Annotated in this window: 14 protein-coding genes; 9 read left to right on the plus strand and 5 right to left on the minus strand. The window is 73.0% G+C overall.

The annotated features are described in order from the left end of the window. A partial coding sequence (locus KOV94_RS18405) for a hypothetical protein (RefSeq protein WP_218052828.1) occupies positions 1-1,171 on the minus strand: 1,171 nt, incomplete at its 3' end. 157 nt (positions 1,172-1,328) lie between these two features. Between KOV94_RS18405 and uvrC the strand changes: the two genes are divergently transcribed. From uvrC to KOV94_RS18450, 9 genes are all read left to right on the plus strand, one after another. Next, a complete protein-coding gene (uvrC, locus tag KOV94_RS18410) occupies positions 1,329-3,425 on the plus strand; it encodes an excinuclease ABC subunit UvrC (RefSeq protein ID WP_218052829.1) in 2,097 nt (698 codons plus the stop codon). Next, entirely contained in the window at positions 3,422-4,366 is a 945-nt protein-coding gene (gene rapZ / locus KOV94_RS18415) for an RNase adapter RapZ (protein WP_124343933.1), read from the plus strand. The genes uvrC and rapZ overlap by 4 nt, the downstream gene beginning before the upstream one ends. Then, positions 4,363-5,364 (plus strand): gluconeogenesis factor YvcK family protein, encoded by a 1,002-nt coding sequence (locus tag KOV94_RS18420; RefSeq protein WP_124343934.1) that lies wholly within the window; start codon positions 4,363-4,365, stop codon positions 5,362-5,364. Before rapZ ends, KOV94_RS18420 begins: the two co-directional genes overlap by 4 nt. Before the next feature lie 48 nt (positions 5,365-5,412). Continuing rightward, the gene (gene whiA / locus KOV94_RS18425) at positions 5,413-6,393 is read left to right on the plus strand and encodes a DNA-binding protein WhiA (protein WP_124343935.1); all 981 of its coding nucleotides are present in this window, start codon (positions 5,413-5,415) and stop codon (positions 6,391-6,393) included. 238 nt (positions 6,394-6,631) lie between these two features. Next, positions 6,632-7,636: a type I glyceraldehyde-3-phosphate dehydrogenase gene (gene gap, locus KOV94_RS18430; RefSeq protein ID WP_124343936.1), complete on the plus strand. Its 1,005-nt coding sequence runs from the start codon at positions 6,632-6,634 to the stop codon at positions 7,634-7,636. Positions 7,637-7,770: 134 nt separating this feature from the next. Continuing rightward, positions 7,771-8,970, plus strand: coding sequence for a phosphoglycerate kinase (locus KOV94_RS18435; protein WP_162351949.1), 1,200 nt, complete (start codon positions 7,771-7,773; stop codon positions 8,968-8,970). Between the two features lie 2 nt (positions 8,971-8,972). Next, entirely contained in the window at positions 8,973-9,767 is a 795-nt protein-coding gene (tpiA, locus tag KOV94_RS18440; protein WP_162351950.1) for a triose-phosphate isomerase, read from the plus strand. A gap of 172 nt (positions 9,768-9,939) precedes the next feature. After that, positions 9,940-10,185 (plus strand): preprotein translocase subunit SecG, encoded by a 246-nt coding sequence (secG, locus tag KOV94_RS18445; RefSeq protein WP_124342187.1) that lies wholly within the window; start codon positions 9,940-9,942, stop codon positions 10,183-10,185. A 12-nt stretch (positions 10,186-10,197) separates the two neighbouring features. Continuing rightward, entirely contained in the window at positions 10,198-10,560 is a 363-nt protein-coding gene (locus tag KOV94_RS18450) for an RNA polymerase-binding protein RbpA (RefSeq protein WP_162351951.1), read from the plus strand. Between the two features lie 100 nt (positions 10,561-10,660). On the opposite strand, the gene pgl is transcribed toward KOV94_RS18450, so the two are convergent. Genes pgl through tal form a run of 4 tightly spaced genes read right to left on the minus strand, consistent with a single transcriptional unit; the run spans position 10,661 to position 15,709 of the window. Continuing rightward, entirely contained in the window at positions 10,661-12,118 is a 1,458-nt protein-coding gene (pgl, locus tag KOV94_RS21375; protein ID WP_218052830.1) for a 6-phosphogluconolactonase, read from the minus strand. Continuing rightward, the gene (locus tag KOV94_RS18460; RefSeq protein WP_218052850.1) at positions 12,115-13,032 is read right to left on the minus strand and encodes a glucose-6-phosphate dehydrogenase assembly protein OpcA; all 918 of its coding nucleotides are present in this window, start codon (positions 13,030-13,032) and stop codon (positions 12,115-12,117) included. Before KOV94_RS18460 ends, pgl begins: the two co-directional genes overlap by 4 nt. After that, positions 13,029-14,570 carry a glucose-6-phosphate dehydrogenase gene (zwf, locus tag KOV94_RS18465; protein WP_124342190.1) on the minus strand — a complete coding sequence of 514 codons (1,542 nt, stop codon included), beginning with the start codon at positions 14,568-14,570 and terminating at the stop codon, positions 13,029-13,031. Before zwf ends, KOV94_RS18460 begins: the two co-directional genes overlap by 4 nt. Then, a complete protein-coding gene (gene tal / locus KOV94_RS18470) occupies positions 14,567-15,709 on the minus strand; it encodes a transaldolase (protein WP_218052831.1) in 1,143 nt (380 codons plus the stop codon). The genes zwf and tal overlap by 4 nt, the downstream gene beginning before the upstream one ends. Between the last annotated feature and the right edge of the window lie 44 nt (positions 15,710-15,753).

The following is a 15,753-nucleotide window of genomic DNA, read 5'->3' on the forward strand; positions in this document are numbered from 1 at the left end:
ACGGTGCGGGCTGCGCGTGCTGTGCGGGCTGCGCGGACGGTGCGGGCTGCGCGTGCTGTGCGGGCTGCGCGGACGGTGCGGGCTGCGCGTGCTGTGCGGGCTGCGCGGACGGTGCGGACGGTGCGGACGGTGCGGGCTGCGCGTGCTGTGCGGACGGTGCGGACGGTGCTGACGGTGTGCCGGTCGGTGCGGGCCGGTCGCGCTCGGGGCCGTGACCCGCGGCGAGCAGCGACCGTCGCAGCAGCTCGAGCGACGGCGGCAGGTCGAGCGGCGGGACGGTTCCGGGCGGCGTGTGCTCGGGGAGCAGCGAGTGCGGGACGCGCTCGGGGTGCGCGGCGAGGTGCCGGCGCAGTGCGCGCACGCCGCGGGCGTACGCGCGCTCGATCCCGCGGGTCCGCAGCGGCAGGCCGGGCGGCCGCGCGGTGCCGTCGGCGTCGCGCAGGCCGTGCGCGGACACCCACAGGGCCTGCACGGCTCCGCCGTCGAGCGACGCGACGAGCTCGTCCCGGACGCCGAGCCAGGTGCGGAGGGCGGTCGTCGCGGCGGGCGAGAGCTCGAGCGCCCGGCCGTCGCTCGGGGCGCGCAGCGTGCGGGTCTCGAGCGTGAGGTCCCGCACGTCCATCGCGGCCAGGGCCGTGGGGCCGACGGGGTCGGCGGCCATGACGGCGAGCATCGCCAGGAGGCGGGCGCGAGTCGCCGTGGGCCGCGGTCGGTGGCCCTCGAAGGCGCGCAGGAGGTCCTCGACAGGCCGGCGCTCGATGACCGTGCGGAGCTGCGGGGTTCCGTGGGTGTGGTCGGGCGGGGGCAGGCCGACGTCGGCGGCGAGGGCCCGCAGCGCGGCGACGCGGGCACGAGCCGCGGCGGGAGACCGCCCCGCGGTGGGCCGCTCGGGGTCGGTGAGCCCGCCGTCCGCCGCCCACGGCAGGTACCAGCCGAGGAACGCGGGGGACAGCAGATCCGCGACGTCGACGCGTCGCTCGGCGGCATCGAGGGTGTCGGGCGCGGTGGCCGCGACGTCGTGGGGGAGGGGGGAGGGGCCGTGCACGCCGGCCAGAGCGGCGGCGGTGAGCGCGTGCCGGAGCGCCCAGCGGCGCTGGCGGTGGAGAGATCGCGACGCCCCGGCGTCCACGAGCCGTTCGAGGTGCCGGTCGACGGCGTCGGTCGCACGCATGAGTGATGATAACAGGCCATCGCGACGCAGCGCGGCCCCCACCCCCGCAGGGGAACCTCGCAATCGCGGTCCCACCCTCGGCGTCGTGGAGCCCTGACACACGGCTCCAGCAGGGCGGCGAGCGAGGGTGTCGGAACGAGCGCCTAGGCTCGACGGCATGGCCGATCCCGCCACGTACCGCCCCGCGCCGGGGGAGCTGCCGGACTCCCCGGGCGTCTACCGCTTCCGCGACGAGCACGGTCGCGTCATCTACGTCGGCAAGGCCAAGAGCCTGCGTTCCCGCCTGTCGAGCTACTTCCAGGACGTGCACAACCTGCACCCGCGGACGCAGCAGATGGTCACCACCGCGTCGTCCGTCGAGTGGACCGTCGTGCCGACCGAGGTCGCGGCGCTCGCGCTCGAGTACACGTGGATCAAGGAGTTCGACCCGCGGTTCAACGTGAAGTACCGGGACGACAAGTCGTACCCGTACCTCGCGGTCACCATGGCGGACCAGTTCCCGCGGGTGCAGGTCATGCGCGGCGCCAAGCGCAAGGGCACGCGTTACTTCGGCCCGTACGCGCACGCGTGGGCGATCCGGGAGACGGTCGACCTCTTGCTGCGCGTCTTCCCGGTGCGCACGTGCTCGGCGGGCGTCTTCAAGCGCGCCGCCCAGCAGGGACGGCCGTGCCTGCTGGGCTACATCGACAAGTGCTCCGCACCCTGCGTGGGGCGCATCTCGCCCGACGACCACCACGCGCTCGCGCAGGACTTCTGCGACTTCATGGCGGGGGACACCGCGAAGTTCACCAAGCGGCTGACGGCCCGCATGAAGGAGGCCGCCGCGGAGCTCGACTACGAGCAGGCGGCGCGGCTCCGCGACGACATCGCGACGCTGGAGAAGGCGACCGAGCGCAACGCCGTCGTCCTCAAGGACGGCACCGACGCGGACATCTTCGCCCTGGCCGGCGACGAGCTCGAGGCCGCCGTCCAGGTGTTCCACGTCCGCGACGGGCGCATCCGCGGCCAGCGCGGCTGGGTGGTCGAGAAGGTCGAGGACGTCACCGACGCCGAGCTCGTGGAGCACCTGCTGCAGCAGGTGTACGGCACCGAGGAGGACACGGGCACGGCCTCGGTGCCGCGCGAGGTCCTGGTCCCGGTGCTGCCGCCCGACGTCGAGCAGGTGCAGGACTGGCTGTCCGGCATGCGCGGGTCCCGCGTGCAGGTCCGCATCCCGCAGCGGGGAGACAAGCGCGAGCTCGCGGCCACCGTGCTGCGGAACGCCGAGCACGCGCTGGTGCTGCACCGGACGCGCCGGGCGGGCGACCTCACGACGCGCAGCCAGGCGCTGCGCGAGATCCAGGAGGCCCTCGACCTGGCGTCGGCGCCACTGCGGATCGAGTGCTTCGACGTGTCGCACAACCAGGGCACGTTCCAGTCCGCGTCGATGGTCGTGTTCGAGGACGGGCTCGCGCGCAAGAGCGAGTACCGCCTGTTCAACCTCCGCGGTCCGGACGGTGACGGCGCGCGCGACGACACGGCCGCGATGCACGAGGTCATCACGCGCCGGTTCCGCCGCTACCTCGCGGAGCGCTCCAACGCGGGCGACGTCGAGCTGGGGCTGGGGGAGGACGACGACGAGCCGCGTCGCTCGGGGCCGGTCGACGAGACGACGGGCCGCCCGCAGCGGTTCGCCTACCCGCCCAACCTGATCGTCGTCGACGGCGGACAGCCGCAGGTCGCCGCCGCCGCTGCCGCGATGGCCGAGCTCGGCATCGACGACGTCGCGCTCTGCGGCCTCGCGAAGCGCCTCGAGGAGGTGTGGCTGCCCGGCGAGGACTACCCCGTGATCCTCCAGCGGTCCTCGGAGGGCCTGTACCTGCTCCAGCGGCTCCGTGACGAGGCGCACCGGTTCGCGATCACCGCGCACCGCCGTCGTCGCTCCAAGGGCATGACGGTCTCCGTCCTCGACGACGTGCCCGGGCTCGGCCCCGCGCGACGGGCGGCGCTGCTGCGCCACTTCGGCAGTGTCAAGCGCCTGCGGGCGGCGTCGGTCGAGGAGATCGCGACCGTCCAGGGCATGGGCGAGCGGACCGCGGCGGCGGTCGTGGCGGCCCTGGCGGGCGACGCCGCGCAGACGGGAGCGCAGGGCGGGACCGTCGTCGTCCCAGCCGCCCCGAGCCCCGCGGACGACGCGTCGACGGTCGACGCGTCGGCCGACGCGAGCCCCGCGTCGGCCGAGGAGGCGTCCGGGTTTGGCATGCTGAGGTCATGACCGACGAGCCGTCGCCGATCACCGTCCCTGCCGGCATCCCGGCGCTCGAGGCAGCGGCGGAGGGGCCGCGCCTCGAGGCACCGCAGCTCCTCATCATCACGGGCATGTCCGGCGCCGGCCGGACACGTGCCGCCGCCGTCCTCGAGGACCTCGACTGGTACGTCGTCGACAACCTCCCGGCGCAGATGCTCACGCACCTCGTCGGCATGCTGACGAGCGGCCCGACGGGCCAGCGCGCCCAGCGGCTCGCGGCGGTGGTCGACGTGCGCGGGCGCGAGTTCTTCGCCGACGTCCGCGAGGTCCTCGACGGCCTGCGGGCCGCCGGTGTCGACCACCGGATCCTGTTCCTCGACGCGTCCGACGAGGTGCTCGTCCGCCGGTACGAGCAGGTCCGGCGCCCGCACCCGCTCCAGGGCGAGGGGCGCATCCTCGACGGCATCGCCGCGGAGCGCGCGGTCCTGGGCGACCTGCGTGAGCGCGCGGACACCGTGATCGACACCTCCGAGCTCAACGTGCACGACCTCGCACGCGAGGTCCGCTCGGTCGTCGTCGGCTCGACGGCGGACGTCCTGCGCGTCTCGGTGCTGTCGTTCGGGTTCAAGTACGGGATCCCGCTCGACGCGGACCACGTGGTCGACGTGCGGTTCCTCGCCAACCCGTACTGGGTCACGGAGCTGCGCCACCTGACCGGCCGGGACGCACCCGTACGTGACTACGTCCTCGGGCTCCCCGGTGCCGTGCAGTTCGTCGACCGGTACGTCGACGCGCTCGAGCCGGTGCTCGCGGGGTACCTCAACGAGGAGAAGCGCTACGTGACGATCGCGGTGGGCTGCACGGGCGGCAAGCATCGCTCGGTGGCGATCAGCGAGGCGGTCGCGGCACGCCTGCGCGAGCGGGGTCACCAGGTCGCGGTGTCGGCGCGGGACCTCGGCAAGGAATGAGCGTCCCGCCGTCCCAGCGTGCCGCCCGCGGGTCCGGTCCGGCCGTCGTCGCGCTCGGCGGCGGGCACGGGCTCTCCGCGACGCTGTCGGCGCTGCGGCTCATGACCGACCGCATCACCGCGGTCGTGACCGTCGCGGACGACGGGGGCTCGTCGGGGCGCCTGCGCGACGAGCTCGGCGTCCTGCCGCCGGGCGACCTGCGGATGGCGCTGGCCGCCCTGTGCGACGACTCCGAGTGGGGCCGGACGTGGCGCGACGTGCTCCAGCACCGGTTCGCGTCGCAGGGCCCGCTCGACCGGCACGCGGTCGGGAACCTGCTGATCGTCGCGCTGTGGGAGCTGCTCGACGACACCGTCGAGGGGCTCGACTGGGTCGGACGGCTGCTCGGGGCGCGCGGCCGGGTGCTGCCCATGGCGGCGGTCCCGCTGCAGATCGAGGCCGATGTGGTCCACGCCGACGGGACGGCGGACCGTGTGCGCGGCCAGGTGTCCGTCGCGACGACGGGCGGCCGCATCGAGCACCTGCGGCTCGAGCCGACCGACCCGCCCGCCTGCCCGGAGGCGGTCGCGGCGATCGAGGAGGCCGACTGGGTCGTCCTCGGCCCGGGCTCCTGGTACACGTCCGTGATGCCGCACCTCCTCGTCCCCGGGCTGCGGGACGCCCTGCAGCGGACCCAGGCGCGCACCATCGTCACGCTCAACCTGTCGCCCGAATCGGGGGAGACGGAGGGCATGCGCGCCGAGGAGCACCTCGAGGCGCTGCACGCGCACGCGCCCGGGCTCCGGGTGGACGCCGTGGTCGCGGACCCCGGGGCGGTCGACGACGTCGACGTGCTCAGCGACACGACCGAACGGCTCGGTGCGCAGCTGCTGCTGCGTCAGGTGGGACGCGGCGACGGCACGCCCATGCACGACCCCCTGCGCCTCGCGGCGGCCTTCCGGGACGTCGTCGAGGGCTTCCTCGGGGACGTCGGCACACGTGCGGGCGGCGCGGGCTGACCTCCCGGACCGGACCCGGACGCTCGTCCCAGATGGCAGGATGACGCCATGGCGTTGACGGCACAGGTCAAGGACGAGCTCGCGCGTCTGAAGGTGGACCGCACGTCCGTCCGCAAGGCCGAGGTCTCGGCGACGCTGCGGTTCGCGGGCGGGCTGCACATCATCTCGGGGCGGATCGTGATCGAGGCGGAGCTCGACACGGGCATCGCCGCACGGCGGCTGCGGCAGGCGATCTCCGAGGTCTACGGGCACGAGAGCGACATCATCGTCGTCTCGGGGGGCGGTCTCCGCCGGGGGAGCCGGTACGTGGTGCGCGTCGTCAAGGACGGCGAGTCGCTGGCCCGGCAGACGGGTCTGCTCGACAACCGCGGCCGCCCCGTGCGGGGTCTGCCGCCGCAGGTCGTGTCGGCGGGCGTCGCGGAGGCGGAGGCCGCGTGGCGCGGTGCGTTCCTCGCGCACGGCTCGCTCACGGAGCCCGGCCGGTCGTCGGCCCTCGAGGTGACGTGCCCCGGCCCGGAGGCCGCGCTCGCGCTCGTCGGTGCGGCACGTCGGCTCAGCGTCGCGGCGAAGGCGCGTGAGGTCCGCGGCGTCGACCGCGTGGTGATCCGCGACGGCGACGCGATCTCGGCGATGCTCGCCCGCCTGGGCGCGCACGAGACGATGCTGGTGTGGGAGGAGCGGCGCGTGCGCCGCGAGGTGCGCGGCACCGCCAACCGGCTCGCGAACTTCGACGACGCGAACCTGCGTCGCTCCGCGCGTGCCGCGGTCGCCGCCGGCGCCCGCGTCGAGCGCGCGTTCGAGATCCTCGGCGACGACCTGCCCGAGCACCTGCGCGAGGCCGGGGAGCTGCGCCTCGCGCACAAGGAGGCGTCGCTCGAGGAGCTCGGCAAGCTCGCCGAGCCGGCGCTCACCAAGGACGCCGTCGCGGGCCGGATCCGACGTCTGCTCGCGACGGCCGACAAGCGCGCCCAGGAGCTCGGGATCCCGGACACCGAGGCGGGGCTGAGCCCCGACCTGCTCGACCTCTGACGCGGTCCGTGGGCTGACCTGCGCGGACCCGCGCGCAGGCACCCGGACGGGTGTCCACCCTGGGACCTCCGACCCCCGTGGCCTCCGTCACGGGTATAGGGTTGCGTCATCCGATCGTCACACGACCGTCACGTGCTGCGCATGAGTCGGTCGAGGGCGAGCGGAACGCACATCGGCGTGCGTTGACCCCAACACCCATTGTGTGCGCCGACCTCGTCGGCGCTGCCGAGGAGGGCAAGTGACCATCAAGGTCGGCATCAACGGCTTCGGTCGTATCGGTCGCAACTTCTACCGGGCCATCGTCGCGTCGGGCGCGGACATCGAGATCGTCGGTGTCAACGACCTGACGGACAACAAGACGCTCGCCCACCTGCTCAAGTACGACACGGTCCTCGGCCGCTTCCCGCTGAGCGTGGAGTTCGACGACGAGAACATCATCGTCGACGGCAAGAAGATCCGCGCCCTCGAGGAGCGCGACCCGGCGAACCTCCCCTGGGCGGAGCTCGGCGCGGACATCGTCATCGAGTCGACCGGCTTCTTCACGGACGCCACCAAGGCGAAGGCGCACATCGACGCCGGTGCCAAGAAGGTCATCATCTCCGCCCCGGCGAAGAACGAGGACGGCACCTTCGTCGTCGGCGTGAACCACGAGCAGTACGACGCCGCGACGCAGCACATCATCTCGAACGCGTCGTGCACCACGAACTGCCTCGCCCCCGTCGCGAAGGCCCTCAACGACGCCATCGGCATCGAGCGCGGCCTCATGACGACGATCCACGCCTATACGGGTGACCAGAACCTGCAGGACGGCCCCCACCGCGACCTCCGTCGCGCCCGCGCCGCCGCGCAGAACATCGTCCCCACCTCGACCGGTGCGGCCAAGGCCGTCGCCCTCGTGCTCCCCGAGCTCAAGGGCAAGCTCGACGGCTTCGCGCTCCGCGTGCCGACGATCACCGGCTCGGCCACGGACCTGACCTTCACCGCCTCGCGCGAGGTCACGGTCGACGAGGTCAACGCCGCCGTCAAGGCTGCCGCCGAGGGCCCGCTCAAGGGTGTCCTGGAGTACGTCGAGGACGAGATCGTCTCGAGCGACATCGTCACGAACCCGCACCAGAGCATCTTCGACTCGAAGCTCACGAAGGTGATCGGCGACCAGGTCAAGATCATCGCCTGGTACGACAACGAGTGGGGCTACTCCAACTCGCTCGTCACCCTCACGCAGTACGTGGGCGACCGTCTCTGACGAACCCCGCTCAGCACACGTCATGCGTCCGCGTGCGCCCCGGCCACGGCCTCGGCGCACGCGGACGCTGTCGTGTGAGCACCCCTCGGACCCCCGACCGACGTGAGCCGGCCGGTTCTGCAAGGTAGGAGACCATGAAGACCATCGAGGACCTCGGCGACCTGCGCGGCAAGCGCGTGCTCGTCCGCTCCGACTTCAACGTGCCGCTCGACGGCACGACGATCACCGACGACGGCCGCGTCCGCGCGGCCCTCCCGACGCTGCAGGCGCTGCTCGGCGCCGGCGCGCGCGTGATCGTGACCGCGCACCTCGGCCGCCCGAAGGGCGCCCCGGAGGACAAGTACTCGCTCGCGCCCGTCGCCGCGCGCCTCGGCGAGCTGCTCGGCCAGCCCGTCGCGCTCGCGAAGGACACGGTCGGCGAGTCCGCGAAGGAGACCGTCGCCGCGCTCGAGGACGGCCAGATCGCGCTGCTCGAGAACATCCGCTTCGACGCGCGCGAGACGTCCAAGGTCGAGGAGGAGCGCGCGTCGCTCGCCGACGACCTGGCTGCCCTCGCCGACGTGTACGTCTCCGACGGCTTCGGCGTCGTGCACCGCAAGCAGGCGTCGGTCTACGACGTCGCGCTCAAGCTCCCGCACGCCGTCGGCAAGCTCGTGCTCAACGAGGTCGAGTCGCTCAAGAAGGCGACCGAGAACCCCGAGCGCCCCTACGTCGTCGTGCTCGGCGGCTCCAAGGTCTCCGACAAGCTCGGCGTCATCTCGAACCTGCTGACGAAGGCGGACCGCCTCGTCATCGGCGGCGGCATGCTGTTCACGTTCCTCGCCGCCAAGGGCTACTCGGTCGGCAACTCGCTGCTCGAGGCCGACCAGATCGACACCGTCAAGGGCTACCTCGCGCAGGCCGAGGACGCCGGTGTCGAGATCGTGCTCCCGGTCGACATCCGTGTCGCCGACGAGTTCAAGGCCGACTCCCCGTCGTCCGTCGTCGCGGCCGACGCCATCCCGGACGGCAAGATCGGCCTCGACATCGGCCCCGAGTCGGAGCAGCTGTTCGCGTCGAAGATCGTCGACGCCAAGACGGTCGTCTGGAACGGCCCGGCCGGCGTGTTCGAGTTCGAGGCGTTCGCGGGCGGCACGCGCGCCGTCGCGCAGGCGCTCGTCGACGCGGGCGCGAACGGTGCCTTCACGATCGTCGGCGGAGGCGACTCCGCCGCGGCCGTGCGCACGCTCGGCTTCGACGAGGCGGGCTTCGGCCACATCTCGACGGGCGGCGGCGCCAGCCTGGAGTTCCTCGAGGGCAAGACCCTCCCCGGTATCGCTGTCCTGGAGGACTGAGCATGACGCAGCGCACCCCGCTCATGGCGGGCAACTGGAAGATGAACCTGGACCACCACCAGGCGACGCACACGCTGCAGAAGCTCGCGTGGACGCTCAAGGACGCCAAGCACGACTACGCCACGGTCGAGGTCGCGGTCGTCCCGCCGTTCACGGACCTGCGCAGCGTGCAGACGCTCGTCGACGCCGACAAGCTGCAGATCGCCTACGGCGCGCAGGACCTGTCGGCGCACGAGTCCGGTGCGTACACCGGCGAGATCTCGCCGCTGTTCCTCACCAAGCTCGGCGTGACCTACGCGCTCGTCGGCCACTCGGAGCGGCGCGAGTACCACGCCGAGTCGGACCAGCTGATCAACGCGAAGGTCAAGTCCGCGCTCAAGGCCGGCCTCGTGCCGATCCTCTGCGTCGGCGAGGACCTCGAGACGCGTCGTGCCGCCGCGCACGTGCAGCACACGCTGCTGCAGCTCGAGGCCGCGCTGGCCGACGTCACGGCCGAGCAGGTCCGCACGCTCGTCATCGCGTACGAGCCCGTCTGGGCCATCGGCACGGGGGAGACGGCGACCCCCGAGGACGCCCAGGAGATGTCCGAGGCGATCCGCGGCCGGGTCGCGGAGCTGTACGACGCCGAGACGGCCCAGGCCGTGCGCGTCCTCTACGGGGGCTCCGTGAAGTCGTCCAACGTCGCGTCGATCATGGCGAAGCCCGACGTCGACGGCGCCCTCGTGGGCGGCGCGAGCCTCGACCCCGAGGAGTTCGCCAAGATCGTGCGCTTTCAGTCGCACGAGGTCGGGCTCTGACCTGACAGGCACCGGGGCCCCGTGCACGCGCTCGACGCGGCACGGGGCCCCACGTCTGTGGGCGGTGGTGGCTTTTCCCGCCACGAGTCGCCTACCCTGTACCGCGGTCCACCGCAGCGTCGCCGCCATCCGGCCGGTCGACGCGCCCGTCCAGTGAGGAACCGACTCCGCCGTGAACGCCCTGCGCATCACCCTCCAGGTGCTGCTGGTCCTGTCCAGCATCCTGCTCATCCCGCTGGTGCTCCTGCACAAGGGCAAGGGCGGCGGCCTGTCCGACATGTTCGGCGGCGGCATCTCGAGCAGCGCCGGCAGCTCGGGCGTCGCGGAGCGCAACCTCAACCGGATCACCATCGGTGTGGCCCTGTTCTGGACCGTCGTGATCGTGCTGCTCGGCCTCATCGAGCGCACGGCGAGCTGAGAGGGGCTGGCGATGGCGAGCGGGAGCGCGATCAGGGGGTCGCGAGTCGGAGCCGGCCCGATGGGCGAGGCCGAGCGGGGCGACGCCGCACCGCGGATCTGGATCTCCTACTGGTGCGCGAACGGCCACGAGACGCGGCCGAGCTTCGCGGAGGAGGCCGCCGAGGAGGCGCCCGCCACGTGGGACTGCCCGCGCTGCGGGTTCCCGGCCGGCCAGGACCAGGAGAACCCTCCGTCCCCCAGCAAGAACGAGCCGTACAAGACGCACCTCGCGTACGTGAAGGAGCGGCGGTCCGACGAGGACGGCGCCGCGATCCTCGACGAGGCGCTCGCCGCGCTCCGCGCCCGTCGCGGCGGCCGGATGACCGGCGCCTGACCGGACCGTTCCGCGCACGACGAAAGGGCCCTGCCGCTGAGCGGCGGGGCCCTTCGTCGTTCCCAGGATGCGGGTGGACGGACGTCGCGCTCGTGAGGTGCTAACGCTCCGTGCGGCGCAGGAGGGCGAAGCCGTCGTACCCCTTGGAGCCGACCGTCTGGAGCACCGTGGCCTCCCAGCGGGCGTCCTGCGCGACGCTCGCGACGAACCGCTGCACGCCCTGCACGCGCTCGTCGGGGTGGTGCGGGTCGACGACCGCGCCGCCGCGCACGACGTTGTCCACGACGACGAGCGCACCCGGCCGGACCAGGCCGGCGACGCCGTCGACGTACGCGGCGAGCGCCTGCTTGTCCGCGTCGACGAACACCAGGTCGAACGGCTCCACGCCGTCCGCCGCGAGCCGCTCGAGCGTCTCCGTCGCCGGCCCGACGAGCACGTCGATCCGCTCGTCGAGGCCCGCGCGCGCGAACGTCTCCGACGCCACACGGGCGTGCTCGGGCGAGATCTCCAGCGTGACGACCCGGCCGCCCTCGGGGAGGGCCCGTGCGAGCCAGAGCGTGCTGTAGCCGCCGAGCGTGCCCAGCTCGAGGACACGCCGCGCACCGATGCCCTGGGCGAGCAGGTGCAGGAGCTTGCCCTGCAGCGCCGACACCGCGATGTCGGGCAGGCCGGCCTCACGCGCGCTGCGCCCCGCGTCGACCAGCGCGACGTCCTGCGGCGCGAGCTGCTCGAACCAGGTGTCGACGGCCGTCCACCGGGCCACGGGGTCGACGCCCTCGTCGCTTGCCGCGGCCGCCGCGGGGGCTCCGGGGGCCGCGTCCTGCGTCGCCGCGGTGTCCACGAGCCACAGCGTGCGCTCCGTGCCGAGCGCGCCCGACGCGGGCGTCTCGCGCACTGGCGCACCTGCGAGGGCGGAGGCGACCGCGGGCGCCTTCTCGGCACCCGCGGCGACGACCCAGACCTCGCGCGACGCGCGGATCGCGTCGAACGTGAGCGACACGCGCAGGGGCGGCGGCTTGGGGGAGTCGTGCACCGCGACCGTCGCGACCCCGGTCACGGACACGGTGTCGTGCCCGGGGAACAACGACGCGACGTGGCCGTCCGGCCCCATCCCGAACAGCGTGACGTCGAACCGCGGCGCGACCAGCCCGGGCGGCGCGTGCTCGGCGAGCGTGCGCGCGTAGGCCGCGGCGGACGCCTCGGGCGTCGGCACGTCGTCGGACAGCGCCGGCATGGGATGGACGTTCTCCGCCGGCAGGGCGTCGAGACCGTCGAGCAGCGCCTCGCGTGCCTGCGTCTCGTTGCGGTCGGCGTCCCCGTCGGGCAGGAACCGCTCGTCACCCCACCACAGGTGCACGCCCGACCAGTCGACCGCGTCGCGCAGCGGGCTGTGCGCGACCGCCGCGAGCGACCTGATCCCGACCGTGCCGCCCGTGAGGACGACGTGGACGGGGGAGCGGTGCGACTGCAGGTCGAGCAGCCGGGTGAGCAGCCGTGCGGCGACGGCCTCCGCGAGGACCGTGGCGTCCGGGTGGACGACGACGTCGCGGCGGCTCACGCGTCGATCCTCGCGAGGCCCTTCTGCAGGACGTCGCCGTAGACCTCGTCCGGGTCGAGCCTGCGCAGCTCCTCCGCGAGGCACTCGCGCAGCTGGCGGATCGGCAGCGCGATCCGGTGCTCCGGCTGCTCGGGCTGGCGCAGGGCCGCCGTCTTGCCATCGGGGCGGTCGAGGACGATGTCGCCCGACGCGCGCTCGAGGCGGACCTGCGTGATCGCGGGTGCGTCGGCGAGGCGCTCGACCTCGACCGGGCAGCGCAGCGACTCCGCGAGCCACGCGGCCATCAGGTCGACCGACGGGTGCGTGCTCTCGCCGGTGACGACGGCCTTGCGGACGGCCTCGAACGGCGGCTGGTCGAGCGTCGCGGCGATGAGCCCGCGCCACAGCGTCGCGCGCGTCCACGCGAGGTCGGTGTCGCCCTCGGCGTAGACCTGCGAGAGCTTGCGCAGCTCCTTGCCCGGTCGTGCGCACTGCGACGAGTCGGTGATGCGGCGCTGCGCCATGCGGCCGAGCGGGTGCTCGGAGGGCACGTCGGGGATCTCGTACGGCCACCACGTGACGATCGGCGCGTCGGGCAGGAGGAGCGGCATGACGAGCGTGTCGAGGTGCCGGTCGATGGCCCCGGACGGGCGCAGGACGATGACCTCGCTCGCCCCCGCGTCACCGCCGAGGCGGATCTGCGCGTCCAGGCTCGACGTGCGGTCGTGCGTGTCCTTGGCGAGCACGATGACACGGCACGGGTGCTCGCGGCTCGCGTCGTTGGCCGCGTCGATCGCGTCCTCGGGGTCGTGCGTGCCCGCGTCGATGAGGAGCGTGAGCACGCGGCCGAGCGCGACGGCGCCGCCCTCGTCGCGTTCCTTGAGCAGGCGCTTGTTGATGTCGCGCGTGGTGGTGTCCGGCAGGTTGATGATCACGGTCGCCTCCACGCGCGTCCGTCACGCGCCATCATCTCGTCGGCCGACGCCGGCCCCCACGTGCCCGCCCGGTACTCGTCGGGCTTCCCGCCCTTCGAGGCCCAGTGGTCGATGATCGGGTCGAGGATCTTCCAGGACAGCTCGACCTCCTGGTGCTGCGGGAACAGCGGCGGGTCGCCGAGCAGGACGTCGAGGATGAGCCGCTCGTACGCCTCGGGGGAGGACTCGGTGAAGGCGTGCCCGTAGCCGAAGTCCATCGTGACGTCGCGGACCTCCATCGCGGTGCCCGGCACCTTGGCGCCGAACCGCAGCGTGACGCCCTCGTCGGGCTGCACGCGGATGACGAGCGCGTTGTTGCCCAGCTCGGACGTCGCGGTCGACTCGAACGGCAGGTGCGGCGCGCGCTTGAACACGACCGCGATCTCCGTGACGCGGCGGCCCAGGCGCTTGCCGGTCCGCAGGTAGAACGGGACGCCCGCCCAGCGGCGCGTGTCGATGTCGACGCGGATCGCGGCGTACGTCTCCGTCGTGGAGTTCGGGTTGAAACCCTCCTCCTCGGCGTAGCCGACGACCTTCTCGCCGCCCTGGTAGCCCGCGGTGTACTGGCCGCGCGCCGTGTGCTTGCCGATGTCCCGCGGGTTGCGCACGGCCGAGAGCACCTTGATCTTCTCGTTGCGCAGTCCCTCGGCGTCGAACGACACGGGCTCCTCCATCGCGGTGAGCGCGAGGAGCTGCAGCAGGTGGTTCTGGATGACGTCGCGCGCGGCGCCGATGCCGTCGTAGTAGCCGGCGCGGCCGCCGATGCCGATGTCCTCGGCCATCGTGATCTGGACGTGGTCGACGTAGTTGGCGTTCCAGATGGGCTCGAACAGCTGGTTCGCGAACCGCAGCGCGAGCAGGTTCTGGACCGTCTCCTTGCCGAGGTAGTGGTCGATCCGGAAGATGTCGTCCGGCCGGAACACGCTCGAGACGATGTCCTGCAGCTCGCGCGCGCTCGCCAGGTCGTGGCCGAACGGCTTCTCGATGACGACGCGTCGCCACGTGCCGTCCTTGGGCTGCGAGAGGCCCGAGCGCGCGAGCTGCTTGCAGACGACCGGGAACGAGCTCGGCGGGATCGACAGGTAGAACGCGTGGTTGCCGCCCGTGCCGCGGGACACGTCGAGCTCCTCGACGGTGTCGCTCAGCCGGTCGAACGCGTCGTCGTCGTCGAACGTGCCCTGCACGAAGCGGATGCCCTCGGACAGCTGACGCCACGTCGCCTCACGGAACGGCGTGCGCGCGTGCTCCTTGACGGAGTCGTGCACGATCTCCGCGAAGTCCTGCGTCGCCCAGTCCCGCCGGGCGAACCCGGTGAGGGCGAAGCCCGGGGGCAGCAGCCCCCGGTTCGTCAGGTCGTACACGGCGGGCATGAGCTTCTTGCGGGCGAGGTCGCCCGTCACGCCGAAGATGACGAGACCGGACGGGCCGGCGATGCGGGGGAGCCGCCGGTCGCGTGGGTCGCGCAGCGGGTTGTGGCCTGCGGCGATCTTCGCGCTCACCGGGCCTCACCGGCCGCGACCTGCGCCTGCGCCTCGGACAGGCCGGTACGCACGGTCGACAGCAGCTGCTCCCAGCTCGCCTCGAACTTCGACACGCCCTCCTCCTCGAGCTGGACGGTCACCTCGTCGAGGTCGACGCCCAGCTCGGCGAGCCGGTCGATGACCTCGGCGGACGCCGCACCCGTGCCCGTGACGGTGTCGTGCGCGTCGCCGCCGTGGTCCGCGACCGCGCGCAGCGTGGCCTCGGGCATGGTGTTGACGACGCCTGCGACGACGAGCTCGTCGACGTACAGCGTGTCGGGGTACGCCGTGTCCTTGACCCCGGTCGACGCCCACAGCGGTCGCTGCGGGTGCGCGCCGGCGGCCGCGAGGGACTGCCAGCGCTCACCGCCGGCGACCTCCTCGTAGACGCCGTACGCGAGCCGCGCGTTGGCGAGGGCGGCCTTGCCGCGCAGCTCCGCCGCCTCGGGCGTGCCGAGCTCGTCCAGCGTCGGGTCGATCGCCGCGTCGACGCGCGACACGAAGAACGACGCGACCGAGGCGATCGGCGCGAGGTCGTGCCCGTTCTCGCGCGCCTGCTCGAGGCCCGCGAGGAACGCGTCGAGCACGGCGCGGTAGCGGTCGAGGGAGAAGATCAGCGTCACGTTGACGCTGATCCCCTCCGCGAGGACAGCCGTGATGGCCGGCAGCCCCTCGACCGTCGCGGGGATCTTGATGAACACGTTGGGCCGGTCCACGGTCGACCAGAGCGCCTTCGCGGACGCGATCGTGCCGTCGGTGTCCCGGGCGAGCCGCGGGTCCACCTCGATCGACACGCGACCGTCGACGCCCGCGGTCCGGTCGTAGACCGGGCGCAGGACGTCGGCGGCCGCGCGCACGTCGTCCGTCGTGATGCGGAAGACCGCCTCGTCGAGGTCGACGCCTTCGGCGGCGAGCTCACGGAGCTGCTCGTCGTAGGCGTCGCCCTTCGACAGGGCCGACGCGAAGATCGTCGGGTTGGTCGTCACGCCCACCACGCCGAGGTCCTCGACGAGGTCGGCGAGGTCTCCGGTGCGGAGGCGCTCACGGGACAGGTCGTCCAGCCAGATCGCCACCCCCGCCTCCGTGAGTCGTGCGACCGGGGTGCTGCTCGGTGCCATCGTGCTTCCCCTTCTTCCCACTGACGGCCCCGGGTGCACGGGAC

Origin of the sequence: Cellulomonas algicola, from assembly GCF_019024305.1 — a bacterium.
Lineage (GTDB): Bacteria > Actinomycetota > Actinomycetes > Actinomycetales > Cellulomonadaceae > Cellulomonas > Cellulomonas algicola.

Coding starts and splice junctions, on each gene's coding strand:
- uvrC (WP_218052829.1), top strand. CDS start 1,329: ATGGCCGATCCCGCCACGTACCGCCCCGCGCCGGGGGAGCTGCCGGAC.
- rapZ (WP_124343933.1), top strand. CDS start 3,422: ATGACCGACGAGCCGTCGCCGATCACCGTCCCTGCCGGCATCCCGGCG.
- KOV94_RS18420 (WP_124343934.1), top strand. CDS start 4,363: ATGAGCGTCCCGCCGTCCCAGCGTGCCGCCCGCGGGTCCGGTCCGGCC.
- whiA (WP_124343935.1), top strand. CDS start 5,413: ATGGCGTTGACGGCACAGGTCAAGGACGAGCTCGCGCGTCTGAAGGTG.
- KOV94_RS18435 (WP_162351949.1), top strand. CDS start 7,771: ATGAAGACCATCGAGGACCTCGGCGACCTGCGCGGCAAGCGCGTGCTC.
- tpiA (WP_162351950.1), top strand. CDS start 8,973: ATGACGCAGCGCACCCCGCTCATGGCGGGCAACTGGAAGATGAACCTG.
- KOV94_RS18450 (WP_162351951.1), top strand. CDS start 10,198: ATGGCGAGCGGGAGCGCGATCAGGGGGTCGCGAGTCGGAGCCGGCCCG.
- tal (WP_218052831.1), bottom strand. CDS start 15,709: ATGGCACCGAGCAGCACCCCGGTCGCACGACTCACGGAGGCGGGGGTG.